The organism is Comamonas aquatica NBRC 14918, from assembly GCF_000739875.1.
Lineage (GTDB): Bacteria > Pseudomonadota > Gammaproteobacteria > Burkholderiales > Burkholderiaceae_C > Comamonas > Comamonas aquatica.
Map to the genome: position 1 here is coordinate 135,938 of NZ_BBJR01000025.1, position 16,905 is coordinate 152,842.

General features: G+C 65.7%; 23 protein-coding genes. All 23 read left to right on the forward strand.

Annotated features, from left to right (window positions below):
- The first annotated feature begins 141 nt into the window (after nucleotides 1-141).
- The 23 genes from CA2_RS04345 (at nucleotide 142) to CA2_RS04450 (ending at nucleotide 16,900) form a co-directional block, all read left to right on the forward strand.
- Nucleotides 142-999 (forward strand): GPO family capsid scaffolding protein, encoded by an 858-nt coding sequence (locus CA2_RS04345; RefSeq protein ID WP_042412993.1) that lies wholly within the window; start codon nucleotides 142-144, stop codon nucleotides 997-999.
- 48 nt (nucleotides 1,000-1,047) lie between these two features.
- A complete protein-coding gene (locus CA2_RS04350) occupies nucleotides 1,048-2,073 on the forward strand; it encodes a phage major capsid protein, P2 family (protein ID WP_042413078.1) in 1,026 nt (341 codons plus the stop codon).
- A 64-nt stretch (nucleotides 2,074-2,137) separates the two neighbouring features.
- Entirely contained in the window at nucleotides 2,138-2,881 is a 744-nt protein-coding gene (gene gpM / locus CA2_RS04355; RefSeq protein WP_052369819.1) for a phage terminase small subunit, read from the forward strand.
- 105 nt (nucleotides 2,882-2,986) lie between these two features.
- Nucleotides 2,987-3,472 carry a head completion/stabilization protein gene (locus CA2_RS04360; RefSeq protein WP_042412997.1) on the forward strand — a complete coding sequence of 162 codons (486 nt, stop codon included), beginning with the start codon at nucleotides 2,987-2,989 and terminating at the stop codon, nucleotides 3,470-3,472.
- Between the two features lie 3 nt (nucleotides 3,473-3,475).
- The gene (locus CA2_RS04365; protein ID WP_042412998.1) at nucleotides 3,476-3,685 is read left to right on the forward strand and encodes a tail protein X; all 210 of its coding nucleotides are present in this window, start codon (nucleotides 3,476-3,478) and stop codon (nucleotides 3,683-3,685) included.
- A 2-nt stretch (nucleotides 3,686-3,687) separates the two neighbouring features.
- Nucleotides 3,688-3,894 carry a hypothetical protein gene (locus CA2_RS04370; RefSeq protein ID WP_042413000.1) on the forward strand — a complete coding sequence of 69 codons (207 nt, stop codon included), beginning with the start codon at nucleotides 3,688-3,690 and terminating at the stop codon, nucleotides 3,892-3,894.
- A complete protein-coding gene (locus CA2_RS04375; RefSeq protein ID WP_042413002.1) occupies nucleotides 3,891-4,439 on the forward strand; it encodes a lysozyme in 549 nt (182 codons plus the stop codon). Before CA2_RS04370 ends, CA2_RS04375 begins: the two co-directional genes overlap by 4 nt.
- On the forward strand, nucleotides 4,436-4,996 hold the full coding sequence (locus tag CA2_RS17115; protein ID WP_052369820.1) for a lysis system i-spanin subunit Rz: 561 nt from the start codon (nucleotides 4,436-4,438) through the stop codon (nucleotides 4,994-4,996). The genes CA2_RS04375 and CA2_RS17115 overlap by 4 nt, the downstream gene beginning before the upstream one ends.
- Nucleotides 4,980-5,483 carry a phage tail protein gene (locus tag CA2_RS04385; RefSeq protein ID WP_042413004.1) on the forward strand — a complete coding sequence of 168 codons (504 nt, stop codon included), beginning with the start codon at nucleotides 4,980-4,982 and terminating at the stop codon, nucleotides 5,481-5,483. Before CA2_RS17115 ends, CA2_RS04385 begins: the two co-directional genes overlap by 17 nt.
- A 3-nt stretch (nucleotides 5,484-5,486) precedes the next feature.
- Nucleotides 5,487-5,939 carry a phage virion morphogenesis protein gene (locus CA2_RS04390; protein ID WP_042413006.1) on the forward strand — a complete coding sequence of 151 codons (453 nt, stop codon included), beginning with the start codon at nucleotides 5,487-5,489 and terminating at the stop codon, nucleotides 5,937-5,939.
- 76 nt (nucleotides 5,940-6,015) lie between these two features.
- On the forward strand, nucleotides 6,016-6,708 hold the full coding sequence (locus CA2_RS17120; RefSeq protein ID WP_169741442.1) for a phage baseplate assembly protein V: 693 nt from the start codon (nucleotides 6,016-6,018) through the stop codon (nucleotides 6,706-6,708).
- Nucleotides 6,708-7,046 carry a GPW/gp25 family protein gene (locus tag CA2_RS04400; RefSeq protein ID WP_042413008.1) on the forward strand — a complete coding sequence of 113 codons (339 nt, stop codon included), beginning with the start codon at nucleotides 6,708-6,710 and terminating at the stop codon, nucleotides 7,044-7,046. The genes CA2_RS17120 and CA2_RS04400 overlap by 1 nt, the downstream gene beginning before the upstream one ends.
- Nucleotides 7,043-7,891 carry a baseplate assembly protein gene (locus tag CA2_RS04405; protein WP_042413010.1) on the forward strand — a complete coding sequence of 283 codons (849 nt, stop codon included), beginning with the start codon at nucleotides 7,043-7,045 and terminating at the stop codon, nucleotides 7,889-7,891. The genes CA2_RS04400 and CA2_RS04405 overlap by 4 nt, the downstream gene beginning before the upstream one ends.
- Complete coding sequence (locus tag CA2_RS04410; protein ID WP_042413013.1) at nucleotides 7,884-8,504, forward strand: phage tail protein I; 621 nt, start codon at nucleotides 7,884-7,886, stop codon at nucleotides 8,502-8,504. The genes CA2_RS04405 and CA2_RS04410 overlap by 8 nt, the downstream gene beginning before the upstream one ends.
- Nucleotides 8,501-9,691, forward strand: a complete 1,191-nt coding sequence (locus CA2_RS17125) for a phage tail protein (protein WP_052369822.1) — start codon at nucleotides 8,501-8,503, stop codon at nucleotides 9,689-9,691. The genes CA2_RS04410 and CA2_RS17125 overlap by 4 nt, the downstream gene beginning before the upstream one ends.
- Before the next feature lie 13 nt (nucleotides 9,692-9,704).
- Nucleotides 9,705-10,256: a hypothetical protein gene (locus tag CA2_RS04420; RefSeq protein ID WP_245620879.1), complete on the forward strand. Its 552-nt coding sequence runs from the start codon at nucleotides 9,705-9,707 to the stop codon at nucleotides 10,254-10,256.
- Nucleotides 10,257-10,394: 138 nt separating this feature from the next.
- Nucleotides 10,395-11,588, forward strand: coding sequence for a phage tail sheath protein (locus CA2_RS04425; RefSeq protein WP_042413015.1), 1,194 nt, complete (start codon nucleotides 10,395-10,397; stop codon nucleotides 11,586-11,588).
- A 30-nt stretch (nucleotides 11,589-11,618) separates the two neighbouring features.
- Nucleotides 11,619-12,128, forward strand: a complete 510-nt coding sequence (locus CA2_RS04430) for a phage major tail tube protein (protein ID WP_042413018.1) — start codon at nucleotides 11,619-11,621, stop codon at nucleotides 12,126-12,128.
- Between the two features lie 75 nt (nucleotides 12,129-12,203).
- On the forward strand, nucleotides 12,204-12,539 hold the full coding sequence (locus CA2_RS04435) for a phage tail assembly protein (RefSeq protein WP_042413020.1): 336 nt from the start codon (nucleotides 12,204-12,206) through the stop codon (nucleotides 12,537-12,539).
- Between the two features lie 14 nt (nucleotides 12,540-12,553).
- Nucleotides 12,554-12,682 carry a GpE family phage tail protein gene (locus tag CA2_RS17450; RefSeq protein WP_081888857.1) on the forward strand — a complete coding sequence of 43 codons (129 nt, stop codon included), beginning with the start codon at nucleotides 12,554-12,556 and terminating at the stop codon, nucleotides 12,680-12,682.
- Between the two features lie 6 nt (nucleotides 12,683-12,688).
- Nucleotides 12,689-15,391 carry a phage tail tape measure protein gene (locus CA2_RS04440; protein ID WP_081888858.1) on the forward strand — a complete coding sequence of 901 codons (2,703 nt, stop codon included), beginning with the start codon at nucleotides 12,689-12,691 and terminating at the stop codon, nucleotides 15,389-15,391.
- Nucleotides 15,392-15,423: 32 nt separating this feature from the next.
- On the forward strand, nucleotides 15,424-15,864 hold the full coding sequence (locus CA2_RS04445; RefSeq protein ID WP_042413088.1) for a phage tail protein: 441 nt from the start codon (nucleotides 15,424-15,426) through the stop codon (nucleotides 15,862-15,864).
- A gap of 4 nt (nucleotides 15,865-15,868) precedes the next feature.
- The gene (locus CA2_RS04450) at nucleotides 15,869-16,900 is read left to right on the forward strand and encodes a contractile injection system protein, VgrG/Pvc8 family (RefSeq protein WP_042413023.1); all 1,032 of its coding nucleotides are present in this window, start codon (nucleotides 15,869-15,871) and stop codon (nucleotides 16,898-16,900) included.
- The last annotated feature ends 5 nt before the right edge of the window (nucleotides 16,901-16,905 follow it).

The window sequence follows — 16,905 nt, forward strand, 5'->3', positions numbered from 1 at the left end:
TGGGCATGCATTCGCGCGCGTGCACCTACGCGTTTATGTAGCACGCGGCGCTACATGGCAAAGCGTTTGCCGCTGACAGGGGGTCGGTCAGACCATAGAGGCTACCGCTGCAAAGCCCCCTGCAACCAACCCCGAACGAACATGCCCCAAAAGTCCAAATGGTTCCGCGTGGCCACCGAAGGCGCCACCACCGACGGCCGCGCCATCGAGCGCAGCTGGATCGAGCAAATGGCCAAAAACTTCAGCCAGGCCAAGTACGGTGCCCGTGTGTGGATCGAACACATGCGCGGTCTGCTGCCCGACAGCGCCTTCGCGGCCCAGGGCGATGTGGTCGCCGTCAAGGCCGAAGCGGTCGAAGACGGCAAGCTGGCCTTGTTTGCCCAGATCAAGCCCCTGGAATCGCTGATCGCCATGAACAAGGCCGGTCAAAAGCTCTACACCTCCATCGAGGTGGACCCTAACTTTGCCGGCACTGGCGAAGCCTACCTGGTCGGCCTGGCCGTCACCGACAGTCCCGCCAGCCTGGGCACCGAGCTGCTGCAGTTTGCCCAGCAGCATCCCGCCGCCAGCCCGCTGGCCCACCGCAAGACCAATGCCAACACCCTCTTCACGGCGGGCCAGGAATTCACGCTGGAGCTGGAGGACGCCACGGCCCCCACCTCCGTCCCGGCGGACCCCAGTGTGTTCAACACCGTCGTGGCCGCGTTTGCCAAGGCGCTGGGCTTGTCTGCAGCCCCTGCAGCGTCCACACCCGCCGCGCCGACCGCAACGACTCCTGCGGCTTTCACGGCCGAGCAGCAGGCGGCCATCGCCCAGGCACTGGAAGGGCTCAAAGCCTTCGGCCAGCAGCAGATCGCCGCCATGGATGCGCTTCGAGGCGATTTCAGCGCCCTCAGTGCCAAGCACTCCGAGCTGGTCACCAAGCTCAGCCAGCAGCCCGCAGACCCCGCGCGCCCTCCTGCCTCCGGTGGCCACGGTCAACAGCTGGCCGAGTTCTAAGCCAACGCCCCACCCACACACGCAACCTATTTTTTGAAGGAACGCACCATGCGTAACGAAACCCGCAAAGCCTTCAACGGCTACCTGGGCCAGATTGCTGCCCTCAACGGCATCGCGGTCAGCGATGTCTGCAACAAATTCAACGTCACCCCCACCGCCCAGCAAAAGCTGGAAGTCAAGCTGCAGCAGTCCAGCGCCTTCCTGGGCCGCATCAACATCATCGGCGTGACCGAGCAACTGGGCGAAGCCCTGGGCCTGGTGGCATCGAGCACCATCGCAGGCCGCACCAACACCAGCGGCAACGGCCGCCGCTCTGGCCGTGATGTGACCGGCCTGGAGAAGAACGAGTACGTCTGCAAGCAGACCGACTACGACACCTACATGCCCTATGCCAAGCTGGACGCCTGGGCCAAGTTCCCCGACTTCCAGACCCGCATCAGCAAGGTCATCGTGGACCGCTGCGCGCTGGACCGCATCATGATCGGCTGGAACGGCACCCACGCTGCAGCAGACACCGACCGTGAAGCCTACCCACTGCTGCAGGACGTGAACATCGGCTGGCTGGAAAAGATCCGCACCAAGGCGCCCGATCGTGTCATGGCCGAAGGCGAAGTCGCCGGCAAGATCACCTTTGGCCATGCCGATGCCGACTACAAGAACCTGGACGCCCTGGTCTACGACGCCCGCATGACGCTGGTGGGTGAGGCGCACCGCGAAGACCCCGACATGGTGGTCATCGTGGGCAGCGACCTGATGCACGACAAGCTGTTCCCCCTGGTGGACAACAACGACGCCCCCACGGAACAGCTGGCGGCCGACATCGTCATCAGCCAGCGCCGCCTGGGCGGCATGCAGGCCATGGTGGTGCCCTACTTCCCGGCCGGCAAGGTGCTGATCACCAGCCTGGACAACCTGTCCATCTACTACCAGGAAGGCGCCCGCCGCCGTGCCGTGCTGGAGCGCCCCGAGCGCAATGGCGTCGAAACCTTCGAGTCCAGCAATGACGCCTTCGTGATCGAGGACTACGACCGCTGCGCACTGGTGGAAAACGTCCAGGAATTCACCGCCCCCTGACCGTGGCTGAACCCGGCCGCCGCTGCCTGCGGCCGGCATCCCCAACCTACAGCGAGCACCCGCTATGCCCATGACCCCGGCCCAACGCCATCGCGCACGCATTCTGGCGGCGCAAGAAGCCACCCGCGCCGCAGCGCAAGACCCGTTTGGTGGAGCCTCCGGCAGCCAGCATGAGCTGATGCTGGCCCAGCTGCACGCCCACATGCGCCGGCTCAAGGACATCCAGGCCACGGAAAAGAAGATCGAGGCCAAGCGCAAGCTGCTGCCCGAGTACTTCGAGTACCTGGATGGCGTGCTGGAGGCTGACGCCGGCGTGCAAGACCCCGTGGTGACCACCTTGCTGGTCTGGCTGCTGGATGTGGGCGAGTGGGTGCAGGCCCTGCAGGTGAGCGAGTACTGCCTGCGCCATGGCCTGGTGCTGCCCGACCGCTTCAACCGCAACGTGCCCACCTTGCTGCTGGACGAGGTCAGCGAAGCCGCCATCAAGGGCCAGCTGGCTGGGGTGGACGCCCTGACCGTGCTGGCCAAGGTGGACGAGCTCACCAAAGACCACGACGCCCACGACCAGGCACGCGCCAAGCTGCACAAGGCCATCGGCTGGGCTGCCATGGGCAAGCACGCCACGCACGATCTGAATGCCGAAGAAATCAAGGCCCTGCAGCTGGACCGGGTGCGCATCGCCCTGCCCCACCTGCAGCGCGCCATCGAACTGCACGCCCAAGTGGGTGTGAAAAAAGACGTGGAACGCCTGGAGCGCCGCTTGAAAGAGCTGCAGCCGCAAGACAGCGGCAACCAGGCTCCCAACTGAGCGTACCCCGCACCCGGACGGCTCAGGGGCTGCGGCCCGCCAGTTTCACTGCGCACCGGCCAACGCCCCTGACCACCGTCCCCTTATTCACAAAGCCAGCCCGCCATGTCTTTCATCGTCACCGCCAACCCGCCAGCCGCCCCGCAAGAAGGCACTGTCAGCAATGACGGCTTCTTCCCCGACATGAGCCCCCAGGCCGTACGCGATGCCTGCCGCCTGGACGGCACCGTGACCAAGGAACGCTTGCTGCCAGCCCTGCAGGACGCGATGCTGAGCGTCAATGCCGAGTTGCAGGCATGGGCCGACGAGCAGCGCAGCCGCTGGGGCTATGCCACCTTGGACGAAGTGCCCGCGCCCCAGGTCGGCGGCACCAGCGCCAAGGTCCTGTACTACCAGCGCGCCGTGCACTACTGCCTGATGGCCGACTTGGCCGAGATGTACCGCAACATTTCCAGCACCCCATCGGGCAGCGGCAAGGCCGATCGCGTGATGGAAGAACTGGTCGTCCAGCTGGGGGATCACCGGCGCAAGCAGCGCTGGGCCATCTCGGATCTGCTGGGTGTTGCCCGCTGCACCGTCGAGCTGCTGTAAGCCATGGCCACCCAGATCCGCACCCAGCAAGGCGAAACCGTCGATGCCCTGTGCTGGCGCCACTACGGCCGCACCCTGGGTGCCGTGGAAGCCGTGCTGCAAGCCAACCCCGGCCTCGCCCGCCATGGGCTGGTGCTGCCCCAGGGGCTGCTGGTGCTGATGCCGGATCTGGTGGCCGCCCCCACCAAAACCACCGTCACGCTCTGGGAGTGAGCATGAGTAAGCAAGAACTACTGCAGTCGGCGGCCGTCGAAGCCGCCAAGGGCACACCACCCGTCATCGTTGCCACCACGGCGCAAAGCCAGGCGTGGTCCAGCGCCGACACCATCACCATGCTGACCATCGTGTATCTGGTCCTGCAGATCCTGTGGCTGCTGTGGCGTTGGTGGAAGTCCGCCAAGACCGGGCAGGTGCAGCCATGAAGCAGTACTTCCCGCACCTGGGTGGCACCCTGGTCCTGGCCAGCGCTGCGCTGCTGGGCTTCCTGGGTACCTGGGAAGGCAAGACCCAGTACACCGTGTACGCCGACAAGCTGGCCGGTGGCCTGCCCACCGTGTGCAAGGGGCTGACCCGCCATGTCACCACCACCCCCATCATCGTGGGCCAGCGCTGGAGCCCCGAGCAGTGCGAGCGCGAAGAAACTGCCGCCCTGCAGCGCGTGCAGACCGCGCTGGCCCAGTGCTTCAAGGTGCTGCCGCCGCAGTACGTGTTCGACGGGGCCAGCAGCCATGCCTGGAATTTTGGGCACCCCAGCACCTGCACCAGCCAGGCCATGGCCAGCTTCAACCGGGGCGACTGGGCCACCGGTTGCCGTCGCCTGTCCATGTCCGATGCAGGCCGCCCGGTCTGGAGCTTCGTCAGCCACATCGATCCCGCCACGGGCGCCAAGGTTTTCACCTTCGTCCAGGGCCTGGCCAACCGCCGCCAGGCCGAAACCAGCTTTTGCCGCCAGGGGGTGCCCATATGAAAACCCAAGCCAAGGAACTGCTGGCCGATGCACTGCTGTACACCGTGCTGCTGGCCGCCGGTGGCTTTACCGGCATCTTCTACGAATCTCGCAACGCCGCGGCGGCTGCCCAGCAAGAGCTGCAAGACCTGCAGCGGCGCACCGCCATCACCACCGCCTGGCTGCGCGGCGAGCGCACCGCCAGCGAAACCAGCATGCAGGCGCAGATCAGCGCGCTGCAATCCCAGTTGAGCCAAGAGCAAGGCCAAGCCAATGAAAAACACCACACCCATGTCGCTGGCGTGCGTGCTGGCACTGTCAGCGTGCGCGTCCCCATCGTGCCCGCCAGCTGTCAGCCCAGCGGACTACCAGGCACCGGCGTTTCCAGCGCTGAACCTGCAGCCGCGCACGCCCAACTTGACCCAGCGGCAGCAGCAGATCTTGCAACCATCCCCCACGAAGGTGATGCCTCCATCCGTGACCTCAACTACTGCATCGCCCAGTACAACGCCGTCAAAGACACCCACGACGCCTGGCGGCTGAAGCTGGAGGGCATGGCCCATGCGCAAACCCCCTAGCCTGCGTGACCACCTGACCGCCGCCCTGCCCGAGTACCGGCGCAACCCGGAAAACCTGCTGATGTTTGTGACCGGCGGGCATGTGGCCACCACCGGCACCGCCGCCTTGGGCTGGCAGTGGCAATACCAGCTGCGCCTGGTGTTCTGCGACTTCACCGGCCACCCGGATGCGGTGATCGGCCCCACGCTGGTGTGGCTGCGCGCCCACCAGCCAGACCTTCTGCACCACCCCGAGCGGCGGAAACAGGCCATCCAGATCCAGGCCGAATACCTCAACACCCAGGCCATGGATCTGGTGCTGGACCTGCAGCTGTCCGAAAGCGTCAGCGCCCGCCCCGTGCCACAAGGGCCGGCCGGTGCCTTTGAGCTGGTGCACCGGCTGGAGCCGCCCTCCCTGGATGGCTCACCGCACGATGCCGTGACCGCTCTGTACCTCAACGGCCAGCAGCTGGCCGCGTGGCCGCCCGTGAACGTAGTGGGCCAGTAAGCCATGGATGATCTGACCCGGCTGGAATCCTGGCTGTCCCCGCTGCTGGCCAAGCTGCAGCCCGGAGAGCAGCGCAAGCTGGCCCGCGAAGTGGCACGCCATGCCCGCGCGGCCAACCAAAAGCACATGGCCGCCCAGCAAAGCCCGGACGGCCAGGCCTGGGAGCCCCGCAAGCACCGCAGCCGCGACGCCAGGGGCCGGCTGCGCCAAGGCCCTATGTTCCGCAAGCTGCGTCTGGCCCGCCACCTGCGCCTGGCGGCCACGCCCAGCGAAGCCGTGGTGGAGTTTGTGGGCCGCGCCGCCCGCATTGCCCGTGTGCACCACTATGGCCTGCGGGACCGGGTGACCGAGACAGGCGCCGAATACCAATACCCCGTGCGCGAGCTGCTGGGCATCAACGACCAGCAGATGGATGCGCTGTGTGACCTGATCTTGCAGCGCCTGACCGACTTCTAGCATCAGTTTGTGTAGCACGCGCCGCTACATGCGCGCGCGCTGGCGCGTGTGTGAGCGCTTGGGCACCATCCCTGGCATGTTCACGCCCCCCGAACTCAGCCCGGTTGAGCTGTACCGCCTGATTGCCAACATGATCCGCACCGGCCGCGTGCAAGACGTGCGTGCCGGAAGCCCCGCGCGCTGCACCGTGCGGCTGGGCGAAGAGCTGGTCACCACCTGGGTGCCCTGGTACGCACTGGCCGCGGGCGGCGCCGGACAGACACGGCACTGGCGCACCCCAGCCCAGGGCGAACCCTGCGTACTGTTCTCTCCCGAAGGCGACCTCAACCAGGCCATCGCCTTCCCTGGCCTGTTCAGCATCGACATGCCCCAGGGCGCCGCCAGTACTGACGTGGAACGCCACGACTTCAGCAGCACCGACTTCTGGGAACACCACCGCCCCACGGGCACCCTGCGGTTTGAAATCACCTCCGCGATCGAGCTGCAAGTGGGTGCCTCAATGCTGCGCATCACCCCCGAAGGCACCACGCTGACCACCTCAGACTACAAGGTGGACAGCCCAAACACCGAGTTCACCGGCGCAGTGACTATTCAAAAGCTGCTCAGCTTCAACGGCGGCATCGCCGGTAAAGCCGGCGCCGGCGGCAGCAATGTCGTTCAGGGTGGCATGCAGTTCGAGGACGGCCAGATCACGCACAACGGCAAGCGCATCGACGATGGTCACACCCATCCCGACCCGCATGGCGGCAATACGGGAGTGCCCAACTGATGGACCGCACCACTGGCCGGCGCATCTCCGGGATTGACCATGTCCGGCAATCCGTGGCCGACATCCTGACCACCCCGCTGGGCAGCCGGCTGGAGCGGCGCAACTACGGCAGCCTGCTGCCCAGCCTGATCGACCAGCCTGACAACGCCCACACCCGCTTGCGCTGCTATGCCGCCATCGCCAGCGCACTGATGAAGTGGGAGCCCCGCCTGCGCGTCACCCGCGTGGGCATGACCGCCGGCGACCGACCCGGCCAGGCCACCGTGGATCTGCAAGGCGACTACCTGGGCCAGGCCGTGAGCCTGTCCGCGGCATTACAGATGCGGGGTTCGGCATGAGTGTGGACTTCTCGCAGCTGCCCGCCCCCAACGTCGTCCAGCCCCTGGACTTTGAGGCCGAGTTTGGCCGCCTCAAGGCCCTGGTGGTGCAAGACATGCCAGAGCTGGCCGAAGTCCTGGAGCTGGAATCCGAGCCCGCCACCAAGCTGCTGCAACGCTGGGCTTATGAGAACGTCGCCATGCAGGCCCGCATCAACGACAGTGCCCAAGCCTGCATGCTGGCCTATGCCGTGGAGGAAGACCTGGACAACGCCGCGGCCAACAACGGCGTGCAGCGCCTGGCGGGCGAGACCGATGCCCAGCTGCGCCGCCGCGCCCAGATGGCTTTTGAGGGGCTGACAGTCGCCGGCAGCAAGGGCAGCTACATTTTTCACGCGCTGAGCGCCGATGCCCGTGTGCTGGACGCCATGCCACTGACACCCACCGCGGGCACCGTGCGGGTGGTGGTGCTCAGCACCGAGGGCGATGGCACCGCCCCGCAAGATCTGCTGGACACCGTCAAGGCCGTCCTGAGCCCCGACGACATGCGCCCGATGAACGACACCGTGGAGGTGGCCTCTGCCGAGGTGCTGCCGTTTGCGGTGGATGCGGTGCTCTACCCCTACCCGGGGCCTGTGGTGGCCACCGTGCTGGAGCGTGCGCAGATGGCCCTGGCCGAGTACCTGGCCCGCTGCCGCCGTCTGGGCTATGACGTCACGCGCAGCGGCATCACGGCCGCGCTGCATGTCCAGGGTGTGCAACGGGTGGAGATCGCCACCCCCGCCGCCGACATTGCCGTGGCGCCGCACCAGGTGGCCCACTGCACCGCCATGAATGTGACCCTGGCCGAAGGCACCTATGTCTGAGGCTCACCTGCTGCCCCCCAACGCCACGCCGCTGGAACGCGCCATGGCCAAGGCTGCCCACCTGCCGCACCGCCCGGAAGTCATCCGCCAGCTGTGGAACCCCACCACCTGCCCCCTGCCTTTGCTGCCGTGGCTGGCTTGGGCCTGGAGCATGGACGAGTGGGACCCCGCCTGGACCGAACGCCAGCAGCGCGCCATGGTGGCCGATGCCCGGCGCCTGCACCGCAAGAAGGGCACCGCCTGGGCCGTGCGCAATGCACTGCTGCGCAGCGGCCTGGAAAACGTGCGCGTGATCGAGCGCCCCGCCGGCGCCGGCCACTGGGCCGAGTTCGATGTGGACGTGGCCGTGGTGGACCGGCCCTTGACGCAATCGGCCATGGATCGTGCCGCGGCCTTGATTGAAGAGAACAAGCCTGTACGCAGCGTGATGCGCACCCTGCGCACTTCGCTGCAAAGCCGAGGCGCTCTGCACATCGGTATCCAGCTGCTGGCCGGCGACACCACCACCGTTTACCCGCTGCAGCCCCAGGACATCCAGCCCCCGGCTGCGGCCACCGCCTGGGCATTCGCGGCCCATGACGCCATCACCACCACCGTTTACCCCATGCCATGAGTAACTTCTACACCATCCTCACCAACATTGGCGCCGCGCTGCACGCCAACGCCCAGGTGCAGCAAACCACTGTCGCCTGGACCCACATGGCCCTGGGGGACGGCAACGGCAATCCCGTGGTGCCCCAGCAAACGCAAGCCGGCCTGGTGCGTGAAGTCCACCGCCTGCCCATCACCAGCCTGGAGCAGCACCCGGACAACCCCAACTGGATCGTGGTGGAAGCCGTGGTGCCCAGCGATGTCGGCGGCTGGACCGTGCGCGAAACGGCGCTGTACGGCGGCGCCGGTGGCGGCAGCTGCATCGCCGTGGGCAACTACCCGGCCACCTACAAGCCTGTGCTGGCCGAAGGTGCCGCCCGTGAAATGGTCATGCGCATGGTGATCGAGGTCAGCAGCGTGGCCACGGTCAAGCTGGTGATCGACCCCGCCGTGGCCATTGCCAGCCGCAAGTGGGTGGAAAGCCTGGTGGCCACCCCGGCCAAGGCGGGCCTGGTCAAGCTGGCCACCGTGGATGAAGCCAAGGAAGGCCTGCGCGGTGATGTGGCCGTGACGCCTGAAGGACTGGATGCGGCATTGGACGGGATTGGCGATCGAGTTTCCGTTTTGGAGGGCGGCTTCGGTCAGTTGGTCTTCTCAGGGAACGCAACACTGACCGCCACAGATAACAAAATTGTGATGACGGGGGTCGTCCCGGCGATTGCACTGGAAAAAGGCGACGTAATTCAAATCGAAGGCGCAGGAGCACAAAATGCCAAGCTACGAACGATTGAAAGCCTGCACACAAACGGCAATGAAGTGCAGGTGAATTACGAGCACTGCGGAGCGCGCGGTAATGGCTCGCTAAAGCTGGAAGACTTCACAGGCCCTGTGACGATTAAGAGAATTGCAAAGTGGTACAACGCCCCTTTGGGGCTTGGGCAGGATTGGGTAAAAGTAAAAGCGTTCCGTGCGCTGAGCACGCTGCACCCGAACACCACCCAAAGATGTATTGGTGTCGCAGTGCTTGGCTATGCCACGGCTGCAGAAGCGGATGTTTTGCTGGAGGTGGGCGGGATAGACGTCGCCGGATACTTTACAGGGCCTGCATTCTCGGGCGCTGGTGCGAGTTCGATGGTGGCTAACGGCAGCTCCTACAAGATCGTGGCGACGGGATCGAGCGCCATCGAAACTATTTCTGAGATGAGATAACTGGGAATAAAAGATGCAAAACAGATACTTTCACCATCTCGGTAGTGTGGTTGCGTTTAACCCGCTGCAAATCGCAGAGGGTTTTGCAGAGGGATTGCAAGAGCTAACCGAAGCAGAAAAGCAAGCGCTTTTAAATCCGCCAAAGACCCTGCAAGAGCTTGCAATCGAAGCAATGGCGCAAGTGAATGCCGAGTACACAAAGCGCATGGGTGCGATTGCCGAGGTGTACCCGCTGCATGAGCGCGAAAGCTGGCCGGTACAGCTCCAAGAGGCAAACCTGCTGCTTTCGTATGCTGATGTGGCGCCTATTCCAGAGACAGTCAAGACCCCATGGATCGATCAGTGCGCGCACCAGCGCGGGATGGATCGCATGGAGCTGGCAGCACGCATCGTTGCCAAGGACGAAGGCTACCGCACAGCTTCTGGTTTCCTGAGTGGGGTGCGCCAGTGGCATGAGGACTGCATTGACCTGCTGCTGACGCGGGGCGAAGAGGCGCGCGACGAGCTGCAAGCCTACGACCACCTGCAGGGATGGGAGCGGACTGAAGAGCAACTGGCCACCTAACCCGGTCACATGGTCGGCCCAAGCGCGCCTCGCGCGGGCTTTTTGCTGTAGCCACCGCCGCTACATGTGCGCGCGCTGGCGTGCGCGAGGGGGGCTTGGCACCCTTGAGGGGTCGCCAACTTCACCCACCCAGCGCCCATGTCTACCGAATACCACCATGGTGTGCGCGTCCTCGAATTGACCGAGGGCATGCGCACCATCCGCACCGTCTCCACGGCGATCATCGGCTTGGTTGCCACCGCATCTGACGCCGATGCGGCCACCTTCCCGCTGAACAAGCCCGTGCTGATCACCCATGCCCGCAATGCCATCGCCAAGGCGGGCAAGCTGGGCACCCTGGCCACCTCGCTGGACGCGATTGCCGAGCAATGCCTGCCCATCTGCGTGGTGGTCCGGGTGCCCGATGGCGAAGGCGCCACCAACGAAGAAAAAGCCGCCAGCCTGACCAGCCATGTGATCGGCGGTGTGGCCGAGGACGGCAGCTACACCGGCATGAAGGCCCTGCTGGCAGCCCAGGGCAAGCTGGGCGTCAAGCCCCGCATCCTGGGTGCCCCCGGCCTGTCCACCCAACCTGTGGCCACCGCCCTGGCCACGCTGGGCGAGCAACTGCGCGCCATGGCCTACTGCGGCACCTACAAGGACACCGTGGGCGATGCCATCCTGTACCGCGGCGAGTTCGGCAAGCGTGAGTTGATGCTGATCCACGGCGACTTCCGGCGCTGGGACACCGTGGCCAACGCCACCGTGGACGCCTGGTCCGAGGCCTATGCCCTGGGCCTGCGCGCCAAGATCGACCTGGACCAAGGCTGGCACAAGACCCTGTCCAACGTGGCCGTCAACGGCGTGACCGGCATCAACAAGGACATCTACTGGGATCTGCAGAACCCCGCCACCGATGCCGGCCTGCTCAACGCGGCCGACGTCACCACCCTGATCAACAAGGACGGCTACCGCTTCTGGGGCAGCCGCACCTGCAGCGACGAGCCCCTGTTCAGCTTTGAATCGGCCGTGCGCACCGCCCATGTGCTGGCCGACAGCATTGCCGATGCCCACATGTGGGCCGTCGACAAGCCCCTGCACCCCAGCCTGATCAAGGACATCCTGGAAGGCGTCAACGCCAAGATGCGCGAGCTGACCGCTGGCGGCTACCTGCTGGGCGGCCAGGCCTGGTTCGATGCAGCAGCCAACGAAGCGGCCACGCTCAAGGAAGGCCAGTCCTTCATCGACTACGACTACACCCCCGTGCCCCCGCTGGAAAACATCAATTTCCGCCAGCGCATCACCGACCGCTACTTCGCAGACTTCGCCACCCGCGTGCAAAGCGGCGGCTAAGCCCTGGCATTCAATCTCAGGAGCAACCACATGGGTATGCCATCCAAACTCAAAAACTTTGCCGTCTTCGTCGACGGCGTCAGCTGGGCCGGTGAAGTGCCCGAGCTCACACCGCCCAAGCTCACCCGCAAGATGGAGGAATTCCGCGCCGGCGGCATGCGCACCCCGGTCAAGGTGGATCTGGGCACCGAAGCCCTGGAACTGGAGGTCACCGCCGGCGGCTGGATGAAAGACGCCCTCAAGCAGTGGGGGGCCAACGGTATCGGCGCCGTGCCCTTGCGCTTTGCCGGCGCTGTGCAGAACGACGACACCGGCGAATGGAGCAAGGTCGAGATCTTCATGCGTGGCCGCTGGGAAGAGCTGGACATGGGCTCCGCCAAGGCTGGCGACGACACCGAGTTCAAAGCCAAGGCCACGCTGAGCTACTACCGCCTGGTCTGGGACGACGAAGACCTGATTGAGATCGACGCGACCGGCCTGATTGAAAAGATTGGCGGCGTCGACCTGACTGAGAAGGTGCGCCAGATCCTGGGCATCTAAGCGCCCGCCCTCCGACCGCCCAGGGGCTGGCGCCCCTGGCCCTCCCATCCATTCACCTCAACCCCCCTTCCCGCTATGCAAACACCCGACACCGAACACACCACCACCGACAAGCCCACCGGCGACATCGTCACCGTCACACTGGATACCCCCATCGCCCGCGCTGGCGGCAAGCAGATCACCGAAGTCACCCTGCGCAAACCCCTGGCCGGCGCCCTGCGCGGCGTGGCCATGGGTGACCTGGTGGCCTGCAAGTACGACGCCGTCGCCCAGGTGCTGCCCCGCGTGTCCACCCCCACGCTGTTCAAGCAGGACATCGAGAGCATGGACCCGGCAGATCTGTTCAAGCTGGGCGGCGAGGTGGTGGGTTTTTTGTTGACCAAGGAACAAAAGGCCTTCATCCCTCAGTAGACATCACCCAGGTGATGGCAGAGGTGGCCTATTTCTTCCACTGGTCCCTCTGCAGCATGGATGCCATGCCCCTGGAAGAACTGCTGGACTGGCGCGAACGTGCCGTAGGCATCCACAACCGCATCAACGCCCCGGAAAGCTGATCCCCCATGGCTGATAAAAACTTGCGCTTGCGCGTCATGCTGGAGTTGGCAGACAAGGCGCTGGGCCCGCTCAAGCGCATCAGCCAGGGCAGCAACGAAACCGTCAACACCCTCAAGGCCGCCCGTGACCAGCTCAAGCAGCTGCAGGCGGTCCAGGGGGATGTGGCTTCGTTTCGCACCATGCACACCCAGCTGGGCGAAACCGAGGCCAAGCTCAAGTCGGCCCGCGACAGCGTGCGCCAACTGGCGGCCAGCCATGCCCAAGCAGGCCCACCCACCAAACAAATGGCTGCGGCCATGGCTGCCGCCCGCAATGAAGCGGCGCAGCTGGGTGCCAAGTTCAACGGCCAACAGCAAAGCCTGCAGCGCATGCGCGACAAGCTCAGCGCCGCCGGCATCAGCACCAGCAACCTGGCGACCCACGACAAGCAACTGCGCGCCAGCATTGCCGCCACCACCCTGGACATCGTCCAGCAAACCCAGGCCCTCAAAGCCCAGGGCGACATGCAGCGCCGAGCGTCCAGCCTGAAGGCCGCCCAAAACACCAACGTGGGCAACCGTGCCCAAGCCCGCGGCGCCTTGCTGGATGGCGTGGCCCTGGCCGCCACCCTGGGCGCCCCCATCAAGATGGCCATGGACTGGGAACAGCGCATGGCCGAGCTGAACAAGGTGGCCAACAAAACCCCGCATGAGCTGAACGCGATTGCGGCCGCCGCCCAGCAGCTGGCCGTGGAAACTGGTGTGGCCCGCGAGGAAATCATTGGCGCCTACATCGCCGCCAGCCAGGCTGGTTTTGCCGAAAGCGAGTGGGCGCAGTTTGCCGAGGTCTCCGCCAAGATGGGCGTGGCCTTTGACACCACGGGCGAGAAGGCGGGCGAGATGCTCAAGGCCTGGCGCAGTGGCATGGGGCTGAGCATGGACCAGGCCGCCGCCTTGGCCGGCACGGTCAACCACATCGCCAACAGCATGAACGCCACCGCCCTGGACATTGGCGGCGTGCTGCAGCGCCAGGGCGCCTACCTGTCCGCCATGGGGCTGACGCAAACCCAGTCCGCCGCCCTGGCCGCCACCATGCTGTCCGGTGGCGCCACCGAAGAGATCGCCGCCACGGCCAGCAAGAACTTCATGAAGGCCCTGACCGTGGGCTTTGCCGCCAGCAAAAGCCAGCTGGAAGTGTTTGACATGCTCAAGCTCAACCCCGAAAAGCTGGCCAAGCAAATGCAAAAGGCACCGGAGCAGGCCATCGTGGACGTGATGCAGCGCCTGCAAAAGCTGGCGCCCGACCAACTGGCCCCGGCCATGAAGATGCTGTTTGGTGATGAATCCATCGGCCCGGCCGCGCAGATCGTCAAGAGCGTGGACGGCCTGGTGGCCGCGTTTGAGATGGCCGGCGACACCGCCAAGACCATGGGTAGCCTGCAGGCCGAGTTCGACAGCATGGGCAACACCACCCAGCAGCAGATGAAGAAAGCGGGCGAAGGCGTCAAGGTGGTCACCACCGCCCTGGGCGCCGGCCTGCTGCCCTCCATCAATGCCAGCCTGGCCGCGTTCGCGCCCATGGCGCTGGGCGTGGGCCAGTGGATGCAAGCCAACCAGGGGCTGGTCACCACCGTGGTGGCCATCATTGCCGCCATCATGGCATTCAAGATTGCAGCGATTGCCGGGGCCTATGCCTTCACTTTCTTGAAGGGGGCCTGGTTGTCCGGCCAGGCCGTGCTGCTGACCCTGCGCACCGCCTGGATGCTGCACACAGGCACCCTGGTGGCGGGCACGGCCGCCAGCCGCACCGCCGTGGTGGTCAGCAAAGCGCTAACCGCGGCGCAGTGGCTGTTCAACGCCGCCATCGGCGCCAACCCTATTGGCCTGCTGATCCTGGGCATCGTCGCGCTGACGACCGCTGGCTACATGCTCTGGCGCAACTGGGAGAACATCGCAGCGGGTGGCAAGCTGCTGTGGCAAGACCTGTCCACCTTCCTGTCCGGGGTGTGGACCGGTATCACCAACGCGGCACTCAGCGCCTGGAACGGCATCACCAGCACCGTGGGCGGCGCCATCCGCACCTTTGTGGACAGCGTGCGCAGCGTCCTGGAAGGCGGCGTGGGCACATGGATCACGGCCTTGCTCAACTTCTCGCCCTTCGGCGTGCTGTGGAACGCCATCACCGCGGCGCTGGGTGCGCTGGGCATCCAGGTGCCCGAGCAATTCCGCAACTTTGGCAGCTTCATCATGGATGGGCTGATCGGCGGCATCACCGGCAAGCTGGCCGCCCTCAAGGACGCCGTGGTGGGGGCCGCCACGTCGGCCGCCAGCTGGTTCAAAGAAAAGCTGGGCATCGCCAGCCCCTCCAAGGTCTTCACCCAGTTTGGCGGCTGGATCAGCGAAGGCGCGGCCGTGGGCATCGAGGCCGGCCAGGCCGGCGTGCGCGCCGCGGCGCTGGCCATGGCCGGGGCGGCACTGGCCCCAGTGGCATCGGCCGGTACCGGCACGGCGGCAGGCCCTGCGCAGGTGGTGGCACCTGGCGCGGCCATCGCCCCCAGCGCATCGGCCGCAGGGGCTGCGCCCGCCGGCGGCGGTGGCATCAGCATCACCATCCACGCGGCCCCGGGAATGGACGCCCAGGCCGTGGCCCGCGCCGTGGCGGCCGAGCTGGACAAGCGCGAGCGCCAAAAGTCCAGCCGCTCCCACAGTGGCATGTACGACCGCAGCTAACAGACAGAGGCAGCACCGCAATGCAAGGCTCCATGCTCATGGCCCTTGGGCAATTCATCTTCTCGCTGGACACCCTGGCGTTCCAGGAACTCAAGCGCAGCAACAGCTGGCGCCACCCCAGCACCAGCCGGGTGGGCGCCCGCCCTGCCCGCCAGTTTGTGGGCGTGGGTGATGAAACCTTCTCGCTCAACGGCTGGATTGCCCCCGGCCAGATCGGCGAATACACCAGCCTGGCCGAGCTGCGCGCCATGGGCGACAGCGGCCAGGCCTTCGCCCTGGTCAGTGGCAACGGGGAAGTGTTTGGCCAGTACGCGATCGAGCGGCTGGAAGAAACCGGCACCCTGCACGACCGCTGGGGCAACCCCACGCGGGTCAGCTTTGACATCCAGCTGGTGCGCACCGACGACGACGCCGGCGGCCAGCAAGTCCACGTCAACGAACAAGGCCAGTTTGTGGCCCCCGGGGAAGAGTGAGCACATGGACACCGCACGCACCCACCCTGCCCCCACCTACGCACTGAAAGTGGCCGGCCAGGACATTGCCCCCAAGATCGCGCCGCGCCTGGTCAGCCTGACCCTGACCGAAGGCCGCGAGAACACCGCCGACCAGCTGGACATCGAGCTGAGCGACCATGACGGCCGCCTGGAGCTGCCCCGCAAAGAAGCCGATATTGAGCTGCACATCGGCTGGGTGGGCCAGCCCCTGATCGACAAAGGCCTGTTCGTGGTGGACGAGGTGGAACACACCGGCGCCCCGGACAAAGTCACCATTCGCGCCCGGGCCGCTGACCTGGGCGGCCAGATCCGCACCCGGGCCGAGAAAAGCTGGCGCACCACCACCCTGGGCGCCATCATTGCCGACCTGGCCCGGCGCAGCCAGCTGACCCACAAGGTGGACGAGCGCCTGGCCCAGATCGCCATCGACCACCTGACCCAGACCAACGAAAGCGACATGCACCTGCTGACCCGGCTGGCCCGCAAGCACGACGCCGTGGCCACGGTCAAGAAAAAGCACCTGCTGTTCATGCCCATCAACGGCACCCGCAACAGCAAGGGGCAAAGCCTGCCGGCCATCCATATCACCCGCCAGGACGGCGACCAGCACCGCTGGAGCAGCAGCACCCGCGATGCGTTTGATGGTGTGAAGGCCTATTGGTCCGACAGCGTGAACGGCAAGCGCAGCGGCGTGGTGGCCGGCAAGAAAACCGGCAACGTCAAAACTTTGAAGGAAACCTATGCCAGCGAGCAGGACGCCCTGGCCGCTGCCCGGGCCGAGCGCCAGCGCCTGGAGCGCGGCCTGGCCACGTTTGAGCTGACGCTGGCGGTGGGCCGCCCAGAGGTCACGCCCCAGTCACCTGTGACCGTGAGCGGCTGGAAAGAAGACATCGACGGCCAGGGCTGGCTGGTCAAGGAAGTAATGCACAGCCTGAACGAAGGCAGTGGCTGGACCAGCAAGGTGCAGATGGAGAGAGGCGGCGACGCGGCCGACGCCGCTGAAGATGTGGGCTGACTGCG

Coding starts and splice junctions, on each gene's coding strand:
- CA2_RS04425 (WP_042413015.1), top strand. CDS start 10,395: ATGTCTACCGAATACCACCATGGTGTGCGCGTCCTCGAATTGACCGAG.
- CA2_RS04450 (WP_042413023.1), top strand. CDS start 15,869: ATGGACACCGCACGCACCCACCCTGCCCCCACCTACGCACTGAAAGTG.
- CA2_RS17125 (WP_052369822.1), top strand. CDS start 8,501: ATGAGTAACTTCTACACCATCCTCACCAACATTGGCGCCGCGCTGCAC.
- CA2_RS04360 (WP_042412997.1), top strand. CDS start 2,987: ATGTCTTTCATCGTCACCGCCAACCCGCCAGCCGCCCCGCAAGAAGGC.
- CA2_RS04350 (WP_042413078.1), top strand. CDS start 1,048: ATGCGTAACGAAACCCGCAAAGCCTTCAACGGCTACCTGGGCCAGATT.
- CA2_RS04430 (WP_042413018.1), top strand. CDS start 11,619: ATGGGTATGCCATCCAAACTCAAAAACTTTGCCGTCTTCGTCGACGGC.
- CA2_RS04345 (WP_042412993.1), top strand. CDS start 142: ATGCCCCAAAAGTCCAAATGGTTCCGCGTGGCCACCGAAGGCGCCACC.
- CA2_RS17115 (WP_052369820.1), top strand. CDS start 4,436: ATGAAAACCCAAGCCAAGGAACTGCTGGCCGATGCACTGCTGTACACC.
- CA2_RS17450 (WP_081888857.1), top strand. CDS start 12,554: ATGGCAGAGGTGGCCTATTTCTTCCACTGGTCCCTCTGCAGCATGGAT.
- gpM (WP_052369819.1), top strand. CDS start 2,138: ATGCCCATGACCCCGGCCCAACGCCATCGCGCACGCATTCTGGCGGCG.
- CA2_RS04385 (WP_042413004.1), top strand. CDS start 4,980: ATGCGCAAACCCCCTAGCCTGCGTGACCACCTGACCGCCGCCCTGCCC.
- CA2_RS04445 (WP_042413088.1), top strand. CDS start 15,424: ATGCTCATGGCCCTTGGGCAATTCATCTTCTCGCTGGACACCCTGGCG.
- CA2_RS04420 (WP_245620879.1), top strand. CDS start 9,705: ATGCAAAACAGATACTTTCACCATCTCGGTAGTGTGGTTGCGTTTAAC.
- CA2_RS04375 (WP_042413002.1), top strand. CDS start 3,891: ATGAAGCAGTACTTCCCGCACCTGGGTGGCACCCTGGTCCTGGCCAGC.
- CA2_RS17120 (WP_169741442.1), top strand. CDS start 6,016: ATGTTCACGCCCCCCGAACTCAGCCCGGTTGAGCTGTACCGCCTGATT.
- CA2_RS04370 (WP_042413000.1), top strand. CDS start 3,688: ATGAGTAAGCAAGAACTACTGCAGTCGGCGGCCGTCGAAGCCGCCAAG.
- CA2_RS04440 (WP_081888858.1), top strand. CDS start 12,689: ATGGCTGATAAAAACTTGCGCTTGCGCGTCATGCTGGAGTTGGCAGAC.
- CA2_RS04390 (WP_042413006.1), top strand. CDS start 5,487: ATGGATGATCTGACCCGGCTGGAATCCTGGCTGTCCCCGCTGCTGGCC.
- CA2_RS04410 (WP_042413013.1), top strand. CDS start 7,884: ATGTCTGAGGCTCACCTGCTGCCCCCCAACGCCACGCCGCTGGAACGC.
- CA2_RS04435 (WP_042413020.1), top strand. CDS start 12,204: ATGCAAACACCCGACACCGAACACACCACCACCGACAAGCCCACCGGC.
- CA2_RS04400 (WP_042413008.1), top strand. CDS start 6,708: ATGGACCGCACCACTGGCCGGCGCATCTCCGGGATTGACCATGTCCGG.
- CA2_RS04365 (WP_042412998.1), top strand. CDS start 3,476: ATGGCCACCCAGATCCGCACCCAGCAAGGCGAAACCGTCGATGCCCTG.
- CA2_RS04405 (WP_042413010.1), top strand. CDS start 7,043: ATGAGTGTGGACTTCTCGCAGCTGCCCGCCCCCAACGTCGTCCAGCCC.